This window comes from Arthrobacter sp. HMSC06H05, assembly GCF_001807395.1.
Taxonomy (GTDB): Bacteria; Actinomycetota; Actinomycetes; order Actinomycetales; family Micrococcaceae; genus Pseudoglutamicibacter; species Pseudoglutamicibacter albus.
The window spans coordinates 88,738-105,696 of sequence record NZ_KV788989.1; the positions used below are offsets into that span (position 1 = coordinate 88,738).

At 61.5% G+C, this 16,959-nt stretch carries 17 protein-coding genes; 14 read left to right on the plus strand and 3 right to left on the minus strand.

The window, feature by feature from the left end; genetic code table 11:
* Positions 1-6 precede the first annotated feature (6 nt).
* From HMPREF3160_RS07490 to HMPREF3160_RS07530, 9 genes are all read left to right on the plus strand, one after another.
* Complete coding sequence (locus HMPREF3160_RS07490; protein ID WP_370977538.1) at positions 7-501, plus strand: S-ribosylhomocysteine lyase; 495 nt, start codon at positions 7-9, stop codon at positions 499-501.
* A gap of 97 nt (positions 502-598) precedes the next feature.
* On the plus strand, positions 599-1,372 hold the full coding sequence (dapB, locus tag HMPREF3160_RS07495) for a 4-hydroxy-tetrahydrodipicolinate reductase (RefSeq protein WP_256174167.1): 774 nt from the start codon (positions 599-601) through the stop codon (positions 1,370-1,372).
* Between the two features lie 21 nt (positions 1,373-1,393).
* Positions 1,394-1,852 carry a hypothetical protein gene (locus HMPREF3160_RS07500; RefSeq protein ID WP_070490720.1) on the plus strand — a complete coding sequence of 153 codons (459 nt, stop codon included), beginning with the start codon at positions 1,394-1,396 and terminating at the stop codon, positions 1,850-1,852.
* A 10-nt stretch (positions 1,853-1,862) separates the two neighbouring features.
* Positions 1,863-2,765: a 4-hydroxy-tetrahydrodipicolinate synthase gene (gene dapA, locus HMPREF3160_RS07505; protein WP_070490721.1), complete on the plus strand. Its 903-nt coding sequence runs from the start codon at positions 1,863-1,865 to the stop codon at positions 2,763-2,765.
* Between the two features lie 17 nt (positions 2,766-2,782).
* Positions 2,783-4,492 carry a ribonuclease J gene (locus HMPREF3160_RS07510; protein WP_070507814.1) on the plus strand — a complete coding sequence of 570 codons (1,710 nt, stop codon included), beginning with the start codon at positions 2,783-2,785 and terminating at the stop codon, positions 4,490-4,492.
* Between the two features lie 67 nt (positions 4,493-4,559).
* A complete protein-coding gene (locus HMPREF3160_RS07515) occupies positions 4,560-7,568 on the plus strand; it encodes an FtsK/SpoIIIE family DNA translocase (protein WP_070507816.1) in 3,009 nt (1,002 codons plus the stop codon).
* On the plus strand, positions 7,547-8,155 hold the full coding sequence (gene pgsA / locus HMPREF3160_RS07520; RefSeq protein WP_070507870.1) for a CDP-diacylglycerol--glycerol-3-phosphate 3-phosphatidyltransferase: 609 nt from the start codon (positions 7,547-7,549) through the stop codon (positions 8,153-8,155). Before HMPREF3160_RS07515 ends, pgsA begins: the two co-directional genes overlap by 22 nt.
* Positions 8,156-8,197: 42 nt before the next feature.
* A complete protein-coding gene (locus HMPREF3160_RS07525; protein ID WP_070507818.1) occupies positions 8,198-8,689 on the plus strand; it encodes a CinA family protein in 492 nt (163 codons plus the stop codon).
* Positions 8,690-8,868: 179 nt separating this feature from the next.
* Positions 8,869-9,309: a helix-turn-helix domain-containing protein gene (locus HMPREF3160_RS07530; protein ID WP_070507820.1), complete on the plus strand. Its 441-nt coding sequence runs from the start codon at positions 8,869-8,871 to the stop codon at positions 9,307-9,309.
* A gap of 153 nt (positions 9,310-9,462) precedes the next feature.
* On the opposite strand, the gene HMPREF3160_RS07535 is transcribed toward HMPREF3160_RS07530, so the two are convergent.
* Positions 9,463-9,699, minus strand: coding sequence for a DUF3046 domain-containing protein (locus HMPREF3160_RS07535; RefSeq protein WP_035756972.1), 237 nt, complete (start codon positions 9,697-9,699; stop codon positions 9,463-9,465).
* A gap of 288 nt (positions 9,700-9,987) precedes the next feature.
* On the opposite strand from HMPREF3160_RS07535, the gene recA reads away from it, so the two are divergent.
* Complete coding sequence (recA, locus tag HMPREF3160_RS07540) at positions 9,988-11,031, plus strand: recombinase RecA (RefSeq protein WP_035756975.1); 1,044 nt, start codon at positions 9,988-9,990, stop codon at positions 11,029-11,031.
* Entirely contained in the window at positions 11,028-12,116 is a 1,089-nt protein-coding gene (locus HMPREF3160_RS09725) for a regulatory protein RecX (RefSeq protein ID WP_083285542.1), read from the plus strand. The genes recA and HMPREF3160_RS09725 overlap by 4 nt, the downstream gene beginning before the upstream one ends.
* A gap of 59 nt (positions 12,117-12,175) precedes the next feature.
* Here HMPREF3160_RS09725 and HMPREF3160_RS07550 read toward each other — a convergent pair whose 3' ends face one another.
* Positions 12,176-12,658, minus strand: coding sequence for an FBP domain-containing protein (locus tag HMPREF3160_RS07550; RefSeq protein WP_070507822.1), 483 nt, complete (start codon positions 12,656-12,658; stop codon positions 12,176-12,178).
* Positions 12,659-12,765: 107 nt separating this feature from the next.
* On the opposite strand from HMPREF3160_RS07550, the gene miaB reads away from it, so the two are divergent.
* The 3 genes from miaB to HMPREF3160_RS07565 are packed head-to-tail and all read left to right on the plus strand — an operon-like array spanning position 12,766 to position 16,236.
* A complete protein-coding gene (miaB, locus tag HMPREF3160_RS07555) occupies positions 12,766-14,295 on the plus strand; it encodes a tRNA (N6-isopentenyl adenosine(37)-C2)-methylthiotransferase MiaB (protein ID WP_070507824.1) in 1,530 nt (509 codons plus the stop codon).
* A gap of 14 nt (positions 14,296-14,309) precedes the next feature.
* Positions 14,310-15,224 carry a tRNA (adenosine(37)-N6)-dimethylallyltransferase MiaA gene (gene miaA / locus HMPREF3160_RS07560; RefSeq protein ID WP_070507826.1) on the plus strand — a complete coding sequence of 305 codons (915 nt, stop codon included), beginning with the start codon at positions 14,310-14,312 and terminating at the stop codon, positions 15,222-15,224.
* A gap of 40 nt (positions 15,225-15,264) precedes the next feature.
* Entirely contained in the window at positions 15,265-16,236 is a 972-nt protein-coding gene (locus tag HMPREF3160_RS07565) for a hypothetical protein (RefSeq protein WP_070507828.1), read from the plus strand.
* A 42-nt stretch (positions 16,237-16,278) separates the two neighbouring features.
* On the opposite strand, the gene HMPREF3160_RS07570 is transcribed toward HMPREF3160_RS07565, so the two are convergent.
* Positions 16,279-16,887: a class I SAM-dependent methyltransferase gene (locus tag HMPREF3160_RS07570; protein WP_070507829.1), complete on the minus strand. Its 609-nt coding sequence runs from the start codon at positions 16,885-16,887 to the stop codon at positions 16,279-16,281.
* Positions 16,888-16,959 lie beyond the last annotated feature (72 nt).

Consider the following 16,959-nt stretch of genomic DNA (forward strand, 5'->3'; position numbering starts at 1 on the left):
GGAATCGTGGCTGAAAAGAACATGGCGAACGTCGAGAGCTTCGAGCTTGACCACACCGCGGTCAAGGCTCCCTATGTACGTCTCATCGCGGTAGAACACGGTCCTGAAGGCAACGGAACCATCTCCAACTTCGACCTGCGTTTGCTGCAACCCAACCACGAGGCGATCGACACCGCTGGCCTACACACCATCGAACACCTCTTGGCGGGTCTTCTGCGGACTCGCTTGGATGGCATCATCGACTGCTCTCCATTCGGATGCCGCACCGGCTTCCACCTCATCACGTGGGGCACCCCCAGCATCGAAGAAGTGGCCCGCGCGCTCAAGTCCTCACTTGAAGCGATCCGCGACACCGTCGAATGGGAAGACGTCCCAGGCACCACCGAAGTCTCGTGCGGTAACTTCAAAGACCACTCGCTGCACTCAGCGAAGGCCTGGGCAGAACGCATCCTGCGCGATGACTTCTCGCTCGACCCATTCGACCGCAGCGCCACGGTTTAGAAACGGCACAGTTTAGATACGGCACAGTTTAGATACTTCACCGTTCGAATACCGCATCGCATCAGAACACTAAAACCTCACTTTGGAGCAGCACATCGTGACTGACACGCAGACCACCTCGCCTCTCCGCGTAGCCGTTATCGGCGCCCGCGGGCGCATGGGATCCCAAGCCGTTGAGGCCGTCGGGAACGCACCGGATATGGAGGTGGTCGCACAGATCGGGCGAGGGGACTCGCTGGATGCGATGCTCGATGCGAACGCGACCCACATGGTGGATCTGTCCGTTCCATCAGCGACTGCCGATAAAGTCGCGTTCGCTATCGAACACGGGATCCACGCGGTTGTTGGCGCTACCGGCTGGGATGCCGACCGCCTCGCCGCAGTCCGCACCCAGCTTGAAGGTCAGCCGGAGGTTGGGGTTTTGATCGCCCCTAACTTCGCGCTCGGTGCCGTGCTTGCCGCACAGTTCGCCGCTCAAGCGGCACCGTATTTCGAATCGGTTGAAGTGATCGAGATGCATCACCCCGACAAGGTCGATGCGCCCTCCGGCACCGCGGACCGCACGGCCCGCATGATCGCCCAAGCGCGTGCCGAAGCCGGACGGGCACCAAGCCCCGATGCAACAGAAACCGACCCGCACGGAGCGCGCGGGGCCGTGGTCGACGACGTTCACGTCCACGCGGTGCGCCTACGCGGCCTCGTGGCTCATCAAGAGGTGCTACTGGGCGGTGAAGGCGAGATGCTCACGATCCGCCACGACTCTTTCGACCGTGTCTCCTTCATGTCTGGGGTCCTGCTCGGCTTGCGCACCGTCGCGCAACGGCCCGGGCTGACCCACGGGCTGGAAGGCTACCTCGACCTCGGCGCATAGAGGCAGGTATAGCGCAACACTATGAAAGCGAAAATCTTCACCGGCATCATCCTGGCCGTCTACATCATCTATCTCATCGCGTTCTTCGGGTCCGTGGTGAGGTTGTGGCAGACCGGCGAGCCGATCGGGATCGCGCTGGGTGCCGCGATCCTCGTGGTCCCGCTCATCGGCGTGTGGATCCTTGTACGCGAGGTCACGTTCGGCGCCACGACTGAGGCCATGGCCAAAGAACTAGAAGAGCAAGGCCTACTGCCACGCGATGACTTGCCGCGCATGCCGTCGGGGCGCATCGTTAAAGAAGCCGCAGACGAAGACTTCAAGAAATACGCGGCAGAAGCCAAAGAACATCCTGAGAGGTGGCAGTCCTGGCATCGGCTCGCGCTCGCATACGATGCGGCGGGGGATCGCCGGCGTGCCCGCGAATCCATGCGCACCGCCATATCGCTTCGCAAACAAGCCCGAAACAGCACAGACAGGTAACCTGGGAACCATGGCACTTCACACTGATCGTCCACGCTTCGGAACACTGCTGACCGCAATGGTGACGCCCTTCAAGGCCACCGGTGAGCTCGACCTTGACGCCGCGCGCGCCCTGGCCCGAAAGCTTGTTGACGACGGCTGTGACGGGCTGGTCGTGACCGGCACCACGGGCGAAACCTCGACATTGACTGACGAAGAGAACGTCGAAATGTTCAAGGCAGTCGTCGAGGAAGTCGGGGACCGCGCCGCTGTCGTGGCGGGCACCGGAACCAACGACACCCGCCACTCGATCAACCTCTCCCGCATGGCGAAAGAGGTCGGCGTTGACGGGCTGCTGCTGGTGACCCCGTACTACAACAAGCCATCCCAGGCAGGCATCCAAGCCCACTTCGAAGCCATCGCCGATGCGGTAGACCTACCCGTGATGCTCTATGACATCCCAGGCCGCTCCGTGAAACCCATCGAGACCGAAACGATCGTAGCGCTGGCCAAGCACCCCAACATCGTGGCCCTCAAAGACGCCAAGGGCGACCTCATGGAGACCACCAAGGTCATCGCCCGCACCGACCTTGACATCTACTCGGGTGAAGACGGGCTGACGTTGCCGTTGCTGGCGATCGGTGCGATCGGGCTTGTGTCCGTGACCGCGCACATCGCGGCTGCGCAATACCGCACCATGATCGACGCGGTCGCCAACGGTGATCTTGCGACCGCACGCAAAGCCCACGCGGACATCGACCCGCTCCAGCGTGGCATCATGAGCCATCTCCAAGGAGCCGTGGCATCGAAAACAGTTCTTCAGCGGCAGGGTGTCCTGCCGAGCGCTCACGTCCGCCTCCCACTCGTGGAGCCTACGGATGCTGAGCTCGCCCCCGTACTCGCAGACCTCGCGGAGGGCGGTCTACATCTATAGAAAGGCTTATCAACAGGATGACTGACACACCGACCATCGCGTTCGACGTCGACCGGAAGGTCTCAGCACCGCCTCAACTACCTAAGGGAACACTTCGCGTCTACCCACTCGGTGGGGTTGGCGAAGTGGGTCGTAACATGACCGTCTATGAAATGGACGGCAAGCTACTCATTGTTGACTGTGGGGTGCTCTTCCCGGAAGAAGAACAGCCGGGTGTGGATCTGATCCTGCCTGACATGTCCCATATTGAGGACCGTCTCGACGACGTGGTCGCCGTGGTCATCACTCACGGCCACGAAGACCACATCGGTGCTGTCCCGTACCTGTTGCGCCTCAAGCAAGACATCCCGTTGGTGGCTTCGCAGCTCACACTCGCACTCGTTGAAGCGAAGCTGCAGGAACACCGCATCAAACCGTTCACGTTGCAGATCCGTGAGGGCGATGTCGAACAGTTCGGGCCTTTCGAGGTCGAGTTCGCGGCCGTGAACCACTCGATCCCGGATTCGATGGCGGTGCTGGTGCGCACCAAGGCCGGTAACGTGTTCCAGACCGGTGACTTCAAGATGGACCCGTTGCCGCTCGATGGGCGGGTCACTGACCTGCGGGCCTTCGGACGTTGGGGTGAAGAGGGTGTGGACCTCATGGTCCCTGACTCAACCAACGCGGAAGTCCCGGGCTATACCCCAACTGAACGCAACATTCAGCCGGTGCTGGATAACGCGATCGCCAAAGCCGATCAGCGCGTGATCGTCGCCTCTTTCGCATCGCACGTGCACCGCGTCCAGCAGGTTGTCAACGCCGCCGCGAAGGCCGGCCGCAAGCTGTGCCTGGTGGGGCGTTCGATGGTGCGGAACATGACGATCGCATCCAAGCTGGGATACCTCGATATCCCCGAAGGGATGCTAGTCGATTTCAAGAACGTGGATAAGATCCCGGACCACCAGATCGTGCTGATGTGCACCGGTTCCCAGGGCGAACCGATGGCGGCGCTGTCCCGCATGGCCAGCGGGGATCACAAGATCTCACTGGACTCCGGGGACACCGTGATCCTCGCGTCCTCTTTGATCCCAGGTAACGAGACTTCGGTCTTCCGCCTCATGAACGCCTTGCAGTATCGCGGGATCAACGTGATCCACAAAGGCAACGCGAATGTGCACGTATCCGGCCACGCCTACGCCGGTGAACTCCTGACGGTCTACAACGTGGTTCAGCCGTGCCACGTGATGCCAGTCCACGGCGAGCCGAAGCATCAGCTCGCTAACGCGAAACTCGCTCACGCCACGGGTGTCCCGGTAGAGAACCTGTTGCTGGCGAACAACGGAACGGTCGTTGACATTACCGATGGCGTTCCAAGCATCACGGGTCAGCTTGATGTCAGCTACGTATATGTGGACGGGACGCACGTGGGCATGGTCACCGAAGACGACCTCAAGGACCGCATGGTCTTGTCCAAGGAAGGCTTCGTCTCCGTCATCAGCGTTGTGGACCGTAAGACCCAGAAGATCATCCAGGGCCCAGACATCGTGGTCCGCGGTGTTGCTGAGACCGCAAAAACGTTCGAGGTCATCAAACCGAAGATTGCATCCGCGCTGGAAGAAGCGATGCGGGATAAGCCGGATCACACCCAGCATCAGCTGCAGCAGGTCGTGCGGCGTGTGATCGGTTCCTGGGTTGGGCGTAAGCTACGCCGCCGTCCGATGATCGTGCCCGTGGTCGTCGAAGTATAGGCGCTGCTTAGGCCGGTAACGGTGTCGGTTGCCTCTCTTGTAGCGCCTGCGGCGTATCCTGGAATCTATGGCGACCCGTACTTCCCCCGGATCGCAGCGTTCTTCCTCGTCTTCAAAGAGCAGAAGCAAGCGCTCCGGTAGCAAAGAAACCACGGAATTGAACGCGGAATCCAGTGAGATCCCCGCGCCGCTCCGTGCCATCCAACGTGCCTGGTCCAGCCTCGGCGGGATCATCGGCGCTGGTGTCCGTCAGCTCGGTGAACCCGTGCAACTGGAGCCGGGGACGCGGCGCGACGGCAAAGCCCTCACGTGGCTGGTTCTCGCGCTGATTGTTGCGCTCGTTGAATGGTGGGGGCTGCGTTCCGTACCTGTTTTCGGTACCTACACCCACGCCGCTGTTGGTGGGCTGTTCGGCGTCATGGCTGTCGCCCTGCCGGTGGTTTTGTTCATCTCCGCGATCCGGTTGTTCCGCCGCCCAACTGACCACTCGGTTAACGGCCGCATCAGCATCGGCTTCTTGCTTGCGCTGATCACTGGCGCTGGTATCGCTCACGTTACGACGGGCCGCCCGGAGCTTGATGGCCCGTTCGAGATGTTGTGGGCTGGCGGGGGATGGGTCGGCTGGTTCGTTGGTGAACCGCTCGCGGCGCTACTCACCGAGGGCGGCGCGGTCGTCGTTTTGTGCCTCGTGGGCATCTTATCGCTGCTGATCATCACGGGAACCCCGGTGAAGAAGGTCCCTGAACGGATTGTGGGCCTCTACCGGCTGCTCATGATCGGTCATGAAGACCCTGAACATGATGTGAGTGGGGACCGCGACGGCCACGATCAGTCCTATCTCTACGATGCTGAACGCCGCGAAAAAGAGAAGAATAAGCAGGCTGGAAAGAGTAAGAAGTCCCGCAGGTCTTTGTTTGGGCGTAAGAAAGACGCCGAAGCCGATGCGGAGGCACTTGAGCCTGGAAACTCGAGCGAGGCCTACGAAAGCCCCGTGATCCACGACGGCGCTGAAACCGATGGCGCTGGAGCCGATGCGGCAAATGGCGGCTCGGCGGATGCGACCGAGGCGATCACCCCGCCTCCCGGCGTGCGTCGCCCTACCCGGGATGAAAAGCGCCGCGCCAAGCTCATGCGTGATGCCGGTGTCTATAACGTTGAGGAGCACGGTGGGGCAGGAACCCCTTCCGAGGAGAACAACACCGCGAACCACGATGCGGCGAACGCTGATCCTGACGCAACCACGGTGATCAACCGCGGCGATGCAGACGTGCGCACGCAAGCCATCGACATGACCGGTGCCCCAGCGGCAGGTGCGGGTGTTGCACCGACTGCGCAGCCTGAGAGGCCCATGCCTGAGCCGTTGCCGCAGCGCACCGAACAGCTCGAGCTCTCCGGGGACGTCGCGTACACGCTGCCACCGAGCGAATACCTGCCGGCTGGCCCGCCGGCCAAGGAACGGTCTGAGGCCAACGACAAGGTTGTGCATGCGCTGCAGGAAACCTTGCGCGAATTCAAGGTTGACGCTGAAGTCACGGGCTTCTCGCGTGGCCCGACTGTGACCCGCTACGAGATCGAACTCGCCCCGGGCACCAAGGTTGAGCGCGTCACGAACCTGTCGAAGAACATCTCCTATGCCGTGGCTTCCTCGGATGTGCGCATCCTCTCGCCGATCCCGGGTAAGTCCGCGATCGGTATTGAGATCCCGAACACGGATAAGGAAGTCGTATCCCTCGGCGATGTTTTGCGTTCCAACGCGGCCCGCCGCACTGATCACCCGATGGTCATGGGCGTGGGTAAGGATGTTGAGGGCGGGTTCGTTGTAGCGAACATGGCGAAGATGCCTCACATGCTCGTGGCAGGTGCCACCGGTGCTGGTAAGTCCTCGTTCATCAACTCGCTCATCGTGTCCTTGCTCATGCGGGCAACCCCGGATGATGTCCGGCTTGTGCTGGTTGACCCTAAACGTGTTGAGCTCACCGCGTATGAGGGTGTTCCGCACCTGATCACCCCGATTATCACGAACCCTAAGAAGGCTGCTGAGGCGTTGCAGTGGGTTGTGAAGGAGATGGACACCCGTTACGACGATCTAGCGAACTTCGGTTTCAAACACGTCGATGACTTCAATAAGGCGGTGCGTGCAGGCAAGGTGACTCCGCCTGCCGGTTCTAAGCGGGTCATTAAGCCGTATCCGTATCTGTTGGTGATTGTCGATGAGCTCGCTGACCTCATGATGGTGGCCCCGCGCGATGTTGAAGATTCGATTGTGCGTATCACCCAGCTCGCTCGTGCCGCGGGTATCCACCTCGTGTTGGCGACCCAGCGTCCGTCGGTGGATGTTGTCACGGGCCTCATCAAGGCGAACGTGCCTTCGCGTATGGCGTTCGCTACCTCCTCGGTCACCGACTCCCGTGTGGTGTTGGATCAGCCGGGTGCAGAGAAGCTGCTGGGCCAGGGTGACGCTCTGTTCTTGCCGATGGGTAAGTCCAAGCCGATTCGTGTCCAGGGCGCGTGGGTTACAGAGTCCGAGATCCACAGGGTCGTTGAGCATGTCAAGGGCCAGCTGAGCGCGCACTACCGCGAGGATGTGGTCCCGGAGACCCAGAAGCGTGAGATCGACGCGGACATCGGTGATGACCTCGAAGACTTGCTGCGCGCTGTCGAGCTCGTGGTGACCTCGCAGTTCGGTTCGACCTCGATGCTGCAGCGTAAGTTGCGCATCGGGTTCGCGAAGGCCGGTAGGCTCATGGACCTCATGGAGTCCCGCGGCGTGGTCGGCCCATCCGAAGGCTCCAAGGCCCGCGATGTGCTGGTCAAACCTGAGGACCTTCCGCAGGTTGTTGCCGCGATCAACGGAACACCGGCGCCGGAGACCCCGGATGCCCAGCAACAGGCGCTAGCCGATGAAGCCGCCTATAACCATGCACCAACTCAAGCGAGCGAGGCGGGGGAGAACACCGCATCGAGCGCAGGGGCGGGCGCAGGTGCAGGCGGTGCTGGCGGCGGATACGCTGGGGACACGTGGCACGACGATGACGACGAGGAGTCCGAAGACGCATGGTCGCTGACAGGCCGGTAACCGGGGCAGGCCCACACGCGGGGCAGGCTTCGAGCTGGAACATCGCGAACATCCTGACCGGGATGCGGATTCTGCTGATCCCTGTATTCGTGGTGTTCATCGTCCTGGATGCCGCGAACTATGGCGCGTGGCGTTGGTGGGCGGTCGCGGTGTTCGTGGTCGCGACCCTCACCGACTGGCTTGACGGTGCGCTTGCGCGCAGCATGAACCTCGTGACGGATTTCGGTAAGATCGCCGATCCGATTGCGGACAAGCTGCTCATGGCGGTTTCGCTCATCAGCTTGAGTGTGTTGGGGGATCTGACATGGTGGATCACCGCGATCATCCTGGTGCGTGAGATCGGTGTGACCGTGATGCGGTTCTGGGTCATCAAATACGGTGTGATCGCGGCGAGCCCGGGCGGGAAGATCAAGACGGTCGCGCAAATGTTGGGCACGTTCATCCTGCTGTTGCCGACCGCCCATTTTGTGCACGGTGTGTGGTGGGCCGGTTTCCTGGTCATGCTGATTGCCGCCGCATTGACGCTGTGGTCCGCGATCGACTACGTGCGCCAGGCCGCTGCGTTGTATAAGAACCGTGAACGGTAGTGGTCACAGCGTGCGAGTGGATCAGCAAGGAAGGTGACTACGATGCGGGACGCAACAATGCTGGTGCGCGGACTTGAGCGCGCCGGGCTGAGCATCGCTACGGGGGAGTCGCTGACGGCTGGTTTGGTTGCCAGCCGCATCGCCGATGTCCCTGGTGCCTCCGCCGTGTTGCAGGGCGGGGTGGTCGCTTATCAGGTGAGTGTCAAACGCGACGTTTTGGGTGTGGATGCGGGCCTTTTGGAGCGTCATGGCCCGGTGCACCCGGAGGTCGCTGAGCAGATGGCGGTCGGTGCCGCACGAGCCTGCGGGGCGCGCATCGGGGTATCCACCACGGGTGTGGCAGGGCCTGAACCCCACGGAGGACATGCGGCCGGGACGGTGTATATCGGTTGGGCGGTTCTCAACGAGGCCGGGTCCGAGATTCAAGCTCAGGGGCATGAGCTGTTGCAGCTGGAGGGGGACCGCGCAGCGGTGCGGAACGCGACCGTGGATGCCGTGCTGGCGCAAGGTGAACGTATCCTCGCTGCTTCCTGACAACTTCCTGATGATTAGGCCGTTTGGGAACAAACAGGGTCTGAACCTGGTTACGCTTAATGTCCGATCTTCTTTCGAGCAGTTCACACGAGTAGTTCACGCAAGCACACCACGCAAGCGGTTCAAGAACAGTTCAGATGGCTGAAGATATGCAAACCGCAAGGAGAAGCGAGATTTCAATGAACCGACAGCCCACCCATGTAAACGGAATTACCCGCTGGGCGGGCGTGGAAGACAACCCTTCCAAAAAGGCTGAGGCAGTTCGCCGCCCCGTTGTCCTGCGACAAGAGATTGGCGAGGTCCTTCGCCAGATCCGCCAGCAGCAGGGCCGCACACTTCGCGAAGTATCTCACTTGGCTCGTGTATCGCTCGGCTACCTCTCCGAGGTAGAGCGTGGCCAGAAGGAAGCCTCGAGTGAGCTTCTAGCATCGATCGCGGCCGCACTTGAAGTTCCGCTCGCCGTTGTATTGCGTGAAGTCACGCAGCGCATCGCGCTCATGGAGGGCCTGATCGACGGCAGCTCCGTGCCAGACACTATCCCTGCAGAGTTCTACGAACACGGCGGCGTGTCCGTTCCAGACGCCCTGCCAGAAGACTTCGGCACCGTTACTTCTGCCTAAAGGGTTAATTCTGCCTAGGTGCCTCGGCCTAAGCACTACTTACATTCACGGGTGAGGGCGGATCCATTGCGGATCCGCCCTCACCTGTTTGTTGGTTGTTCGGAACTGACCACTCCAGTGTTAGCTTTTCTGGCTTGTTAGCCGTTCCGACTTTTAGCCGTCCCAGGGCGTGTCGCGTAAGGGGAGGTCGCGCCCCAGCCAGCGGGACTCGGGAACATCCTTGGCGCGGCACAGAGCAAGCCATACGGTCTTCGGTTCGAAGCCGGCCTCGAGGGCGTCAGCGGCGGTGAGACCGTCGCATTCGGTCAGGGCCATCGTGAGCATGAGGTGCTCACCGGCGGCCTCGCCGAACTCTTCTGTAACCATCCGGTGGAAATCGCTCAAACGCATACCAGGATCCTCTCACGCGAAAGCCATGAGTCAGTGACACGCTTCGATGTATTCGAATGTGTGTTCGAAATCCGTTATCCTTATTCACGGTATCCACAGCCGGAACATGGGCGGAAGTTGTGCACATTGCGGGCCTGTCAGGAACAAACTGTCAGACCCCCGTCCTAGGCTAAAAACAGTTACACAACGAATAACTAGCTTCCTAACCACAAGTATTGAGCTTCCCAAGCACACAGTTGCTACCCGGGCCGCCCCGGGCAGTGACACACAGATCCGAGAGGACTTCAGATGGCAGCACAGGACCGCGAGAAAGCACTGAATCAGGCTCTCGCCCAAATTGACCGGCAGTTCGGTAAGGGCGCGGTGATGCGCCTGGGTGATGAGACCAAGGCACCGATTGAGACGATCTCGACCAGCTCGATCGCCCTCGACGCCGCACTTGGCATTGGTGGTTTGCCGCGCGGCCGCGTCGTGGAGATCTACGGCCCGGAATCCTCCGGTAAAACCACTGTCGCGCTTCACGCGGTTGCTAACGCGCAGCGCAACGGCGGGATCGCCGCGTTCATTGACGCGGAGCACGCACTTGACCCGGTGTACGCCGCCAAGATCGGTGTGGACACGGACGCTCTCCTGGTTGCACAACCGGACACGGGTGAGCAGGCCCTGGAGATCATGGACATGCTCGTCTCCTCGGGCACGATCGACATCGTGGTGATCGACTCGGTTGCGGCACTTGTTCCGCGTGCGGAAATCGAAGGTGAGATGGGTGACTCCCACGTTGGTTTGCAGGCACGCTTGATGTCCCAGGCGCTGCGTAAGATCACCGGCCGCCTCGCTCAGACCAAGACGACCGCGATCTTCATTAACCAGCTGCGTGAAAAGATCGGTGTCTTCTTCGGTTCCCCAGAAACCACCACGGGTGGTAAAGCGCTGAAGTTCTATGCTTCGGTCCGTGTTGATGTTCGCCGCATCGAAACCCTCAAGGACGGCGCTAACCCGGTGGGTAACCGCACACGTGCCAAGATCGTGAAGAACAAGATGGCTCCGCCGTTCAAGCAGGCAGAGTTTGACATCCTCTATGGTGAAGGTATTTCCCGTGAGGGTGGACTGCTGGACATGGGTGTCGAGAACAGCCTGGTCAAGAAGTCCGGTGCCTGGTACACCTATGACGGCGATCAGCTGGGCCAGGGTAAAGAGAACGCACGCCGCTTCTTGAAGGACAACCCGGATCTAGCCGATGAGCTGGAACGTCAGATCCGCATCAAGCTGGGCATTGATGAGGATCCGGAAGCTGAGAACGAAGCCAACCTGAAGGCTGTTCCTAAGGCATGAGCCGCACCCCGGATACGTCCGGGAACTCAGGAGAGAATCCTGCCGGACTGAGTGACGAAAAGCTTGCCGAGCGCCAGCGCCTCCAAAACCTTTTGGGCCTGGTGCCGGCAAGCTCACTCAGCCAACCCGCAGAGAATGGAGCGGAGGCCAAGCCCACTCGCTCGGACAACCGCTCGACGTTGGGGAAATCCGCCCGCTCAAAGAAGTGCAAAGCTAAGTCGGCGTCGATCCAGCAGCTGCAACGGCAACTCAAAGCGTTGCGTGAACAGCGCCGCGAACGCGAACACCAGCCACTGACCGGCGGCTCGGCACCCGCATTCGGCCGAACACAGACCGACGAAGACGGGACAGGCACCAAATACGCCAACGGGGCAGCTGCGAACATCAACGCGGGAACGGCCGAGGCTCCGGTGCCGGAATGGCTCAACACGGACGCCGAGGTTCCAGAGTGGATGCTCGGTGACCTGCCGGATGACGTGCTCAACCTCATCGAAGCAGGGGAGACTCTCAACGCACCCGGTGGCGAGCCCCCTAGCAACGAGGAAGCCTCCGAACCAGCCGAAGAATTGACCAGCGAGCAGGCTGAACGCCTGTGCCGGGAGACGGCGTTGCGCCTGCTTTCAACACGGGCTCGTTCACGGTATGAAATCGAAGAGAACCTACGGCGCAAGGAGCTTCCAGAGGACGCCATCGCACACGTCATGGACCGTTTCGAGGAAGTCGGCCTGATCGATGATGAAGCGTTCGCGCACGCGTGGGTGGAATCCCGCAACAGGTCGAAAGGTTACGCATCAGCACGCCTATCCCAAGAGTTGCGGCGCAAGGGGATCGGCGAAGAACACATCGCCGCGGCCCTTGAACAGCTCAACAGTGACGATCTTCGAGCTCAAGCAGAACAGCTTGCACTCAAACGCCTGGGACACAGCGACCTCCCGCCAGACCGCTACGGGCCAGACCGTAAGGAACGCGAGAAAGTCATGCGCCGCATCGTGAGCCACCTCCAGCGGAAAGGCTACGCGCCCGGCATGTGCATGGCTGCAACCCGTGCCGCGATGCAACGCCACGACAGCGGCGAACGCGGCTAGAAGGGCCCATTCGCAGCAACCACCGAACCAGCCGCAGCGCGCCAATCTGCACCAGGGTGTTAGCCGATGATTCGGCGCATGAAACCAATGCACCGTTGCTGTAGGGCCTCAACTCGCTGGGACCTGAACAGTTCAGGGTCGAGCGCGCCCTCCATCGGGGTCGGTAGCCGCCGCGCGTACTCGTTACAATGGAAGTCCTCGTGGATCAGGGTCGCAACCGAGTTACCGGAACGGCCAGCATCCCCGGCGCGCCGGGCCGAGAACATTCGCACACCAGCCAGCTCGGTCACATCACGACATAGCGCGCACACGCCATGAACCCCAGGGGTGTGGGTCGGCCTCAACACAGCACCGCGCAAGACCCCATCCACCTCAACAACGAGGTAGGCGCGCGTGCGGTCCCGCTGGTCCCGCCACCCTAGAAACTCCATGGCCTCCCAGTGATACTCAGCCAACGGGAACGGAGGTACGGCACCGGCAGCCTCACGGCGCGTCGCATTCACAAAACAACCAGCCAACGCTTCCGCACTCACAGCCTGCACAGACGTTCCTCCTTTTCAACAGCCACAGGTACCGAAACAGCCCACGGTTACCGACTCACCATGTTACGTGCCCCGCTCGTTAGACTAGACGGGTGACTTCAACCCCAATGACTGCTTCAAACTCAGCAACCGAACACCACACTGACGGTGCGCAACACACGGCGCGCACCTACCAGGTCAACACGTTCGGGTGCCAGATGAACGTCCACGATTCCGAACGGATCGCGGGCCTGCTTGAAACCGCAGGCATGGTTCCGGTTGAGCCCGGCACAGATGAGGGTGATGCCGACGTCGTTGTGTTTAACACGTGCGCGGTACGTGAAAACGCGGACAATAAGCTCTATGGCCACCTCGGTATGCTCAAGGCCGCGAAAGATGAGAACCCTGATCTGCAGATCGCGGTGGGCGGGTGTCTTGCACAGAAGGACCGTGACACCATCGTCAAGCGTGCCCCGTGGGTCGATGTGGTGTTCGGAACCCACAACGTCGGCTCCTTGCCGGTGCTGCTCGAGCGGGCACGCCATAACAAAGAAGCCCAGGTTGAGATCCTTGAAGCGCTCGAGGTTTTCCCATCCACTCTGCCGGCTAATCGGGAGTCTCATTCCGCGGGCTGGGTTTCGATCTCGGTGGGATGTAACAACACGTGCACGTTCTGCATCGTGCCGTCCTTGCGCGGTAAAGAGAAGGACCGCCGCCCGGGGGAGATCCTCGCCGAAGTCCAGGCGCTGGTTGATGACGGCGCGATCGAGGTGACCCTGCTGGGTCAGAACGTGAACTCTTACGGCGTTGAATTCGGTGACCGGCAGGCGTTCTCCAAACTGTTGCGGGCATGCGGTGAGATCGAAGGCCTCGAAAGGGTCCGTTTCACCTCGCCACACCCTGCGATGTTCACTGACGATGTGATTGAGGCGATGGCTGAAACCCCGAACGTCATGCCGCAGCTTCACATGCCGTTGCAGTCCGGTTCGGACAAGGTCCTGAAGGATATGCGGCGCTCGTACCGTTCCAAGAAGTTCCTCGGGATCCTGGAGAAGGTGCGTGAGCGTATGCCGCACGCGGCGATCACCACCGACATCATCGTAGGCTTCCCGGGTGAAACCGACGATGACTTCGAAGAGACCATGCGGGTTGTCGAGCAGTCCCGTTTCCATCAGGCGTTCACGTTCCAGTATTCGCCGCGGCCGGGAACCCCGGCGGCCGAATACGAAAACCAGGTCCCTAAAGACGTGGTGCAGGAACGCTTCGAGCGCCTCGTTGCACTCCAGGACCGTATTTCTGCCGAAGAAAATCAGAAGCTGCTCGGCACCACGGTTGAGCTGATTGTCGCTGACGAAAAGGGCCGCAAAGCCGAAGAGACGGGCAGGCTCGCGGGCCGCGCCCAAGACCAGCGGCTCGTGCACTTCTCTGTTCCGGAAGGCGGTCAAACCCCTCGCCCAGGCGATGCCGTGACCGTGCCGATCACTCACGCTGGATCCTTCCACTTGCTCGCTGACCCAACCCTGGAGCAGTACAGTGTCCGCCGCACCCGCTCCGGGGACGCGTGGGAGCGCGCACAAGCAGATTCGTGCTCGCCAGGCGGTAGCGCGAACGGCAAGGGTGTTTCGCTCGGCATGCCGAGCCTGCGCCCGCAAGCGTAGACAACCGCACTACAGTGAACCCGAACCCTGTGATCGCGGTGGTCGGACCGACCGGCACCGGTAAATCCGAGCTCGCCCTCGAGCTGTGCCACATGCTCGATGGAGAAGTGGTCAACACGGATGCGCTGCAGTTCTATCGCGGCATGGACATCGGTACAGCCAAGCTTCCTGTTGCGCAGCGGCAGGGGATCGAACACCATCTGCTCGACATCATGGACGTGACTGAGGAAGCCTCGGTTGCGGTGTTCCAACAGCAAGCCCGCGATGCGATCGCTGAGATCCAGGCGCGCGGGAGGACCGCTGTGCTGGTAGGTGGTTCTGGGCTGTATGTGCGCGCGGTTTTAGATGAGATCGAGTTCCCGCCCACCGATCCGGAGGTCCGCGCCGAAATCGAGGAGTGGGCTGATGCGCGTAGCGCCGAGGAGGTCCGCGAGGCTCTGCGTGCAGTCGATCCGGCGAGCGCTGAGAAAATCACTGACGTGCGCCGCATGATCCGCGCGCTTGAAGTCCACCGCATCAGCGGCCGCGCATTCACCTCGTTCATGCCGCAACGCATCTATCACCAGCCCACCGTCCAGGTGGGGCTTGACCTTGACCCGACTGTCCTCAACGAGGCCCTCTTGCAGCGGGTCCACCGGATGTATCAAGCCGGCTTGCTGGATGAGGTCCGCGAGCTCATCACGCACGGCCTGCGGGAAGGCCGGACCGCATCGGCCGCTATTGGGTATAAACAAGCGCTCGCCGTGCTCGATGGCCAGATGAGCCAGGACGAAGCGATCGAGAGCACCCACATCGCCACGCGGCAGTTCGCCAAGCGGCAGAGAACATGGTTCCGTGCTGATCCGCGCGTCAAGCATTACGATGCCGGCGCCGGCGCGCGCGAGATCGCCCGGGCATTCGTTGCCGAAGCCATCCCGGAGGCTCTCTAGGTTCCCGCGGACGCGGGACGACGCTCGGTAGGCTGGGGTCATGGTCGATCCGCTCTCGAATGACGTCCCGGTGAGCCTTGCCGGTGCGAGTTTTGCCCGCGTCACCGCGGGCGCTGTCCCGTTTCTGATCAGCACGGCAGCGACCGTGAGCGAAGCCGAAGCGCAATGGCTGTGCGACGGCTCCGCCGGGCTCGGTGCGGCAGGCGTGATTACGGTATCTCAACAAGGGGACAGCGGAGGAGCTAATACTGGCGCATGGCACTGCGTTCTGACGGGGGCATCAGGGGCCCCGGTTCTTGAGCTTGAGCCCGATGCGGCACTAGCGGTGGCCGCCTACCTCGACGAGGCTGGCCAGCTGGGCGCGGGCACGCGGCTCGAATTCGGCTCGGGTGAGGAATACGTGGTCTCGCGTTCGCGGGGTAACTATAAGGTCGCTGGGGTGCGGTGGTCATTCGCGTTCCCGCAGCAGGCCCAAGCAGAAGCCAGTGACGGCACGGTCCAAGCTGAGGGTGTACCGGTGGCCCGTCCGTGCCTCACGATGACCATTGGCGCTCCGGTTTCGGTGGTTGCGCTCGCGGATGTGTCCGAGCTTGACCGGCTACGTTTGGATGGGCGCGGCCCGCAGTTGGATTCCGAGGTGCTTGAGCGTTCGTCGACGAACTTTGTGGTTCCGCATGATCCGCTGGTCGATCGCGGTATCGCTGCGGTGTCGATGCGTTTCTATCATGCGCACGATGCGTTAGCAGGCAACAGCGGCGACACTGACAACATCAGTACGGCAGGGCGGCGGCTTTCGCGCGAATACGGTTCGAGTGTGGCCGCTGCGGTCGCGGGATCGGTTGCGTTCCAGTACTGGGCAGGCTCCGGTAGGGACATCGCGGAAGGCTGGGCGGTGAACCAGCCATCAGCGCTCGTGGGGGTTCGGCTCGAGCCGGGGTCCGCATCGAACGCCTCCGGAACAGCGCAGGCAACGGGGCCTGCGCGCGTCATCGCGAAGATCCAGCTGCGCTAGCCCCATTCAGCTGCGTTAGCCTCATAAAGCCGAGCTCGCGGTTCAAGCCGGGCGGGCCACGCGCAGAATCCGGAACTCTTTCTTTCTCGCGTAGCGTTCAACGCTCCACTCTTCAGGCAGGTTTTCGGCAAGCCACTTCTGTAGGGAATCTGAGCCGAGGTTTTTCTGGACCACAAGATACGCCTCGCCGCCCGGGTTGAGGCGCGGAAGCCACGTCATGAGGATCTCGTGCAGCACCTGCTTACCCACGCGGATCGGTGGGTTGGACCAGATGAGGTCGAAACTTACATCAGCCGGCACAGCCTCTGGTGTGGACACCGTGACGTTACGAGCGCCGGCATCGGCCGCGTTGAGGCGAGCCAGATCCATCGCGCGTTCGTTGACATCGACACCCCACACCTCCGCCTGTGGAGAAGTCAGCGCGAGCGTGAGCAAGATGGGTCCCCAACCACAGCCGATGTCGAGCATCGTTCCGTGGGCCCGCGGACTAGGAGCTTCATCCAATAAAATCTGGGTTCCCTTATCCACACCGGCGGGGCTGAAAATGCCCGAAGCGGTATGAACGTCAAGCTCGCGGTCAGCCAGAGAAACCGTGATGCGCTTGCGTGCCTCGGGAGTCACCGGTTCCGCTGTGAAGTAATGCTCGGCCATGGAACACAAGCCTAACCGAGGCACAGGGCCGCAGCTGGGTCGCTGCGGCACGGTCGCTATGGTACTGGCGCT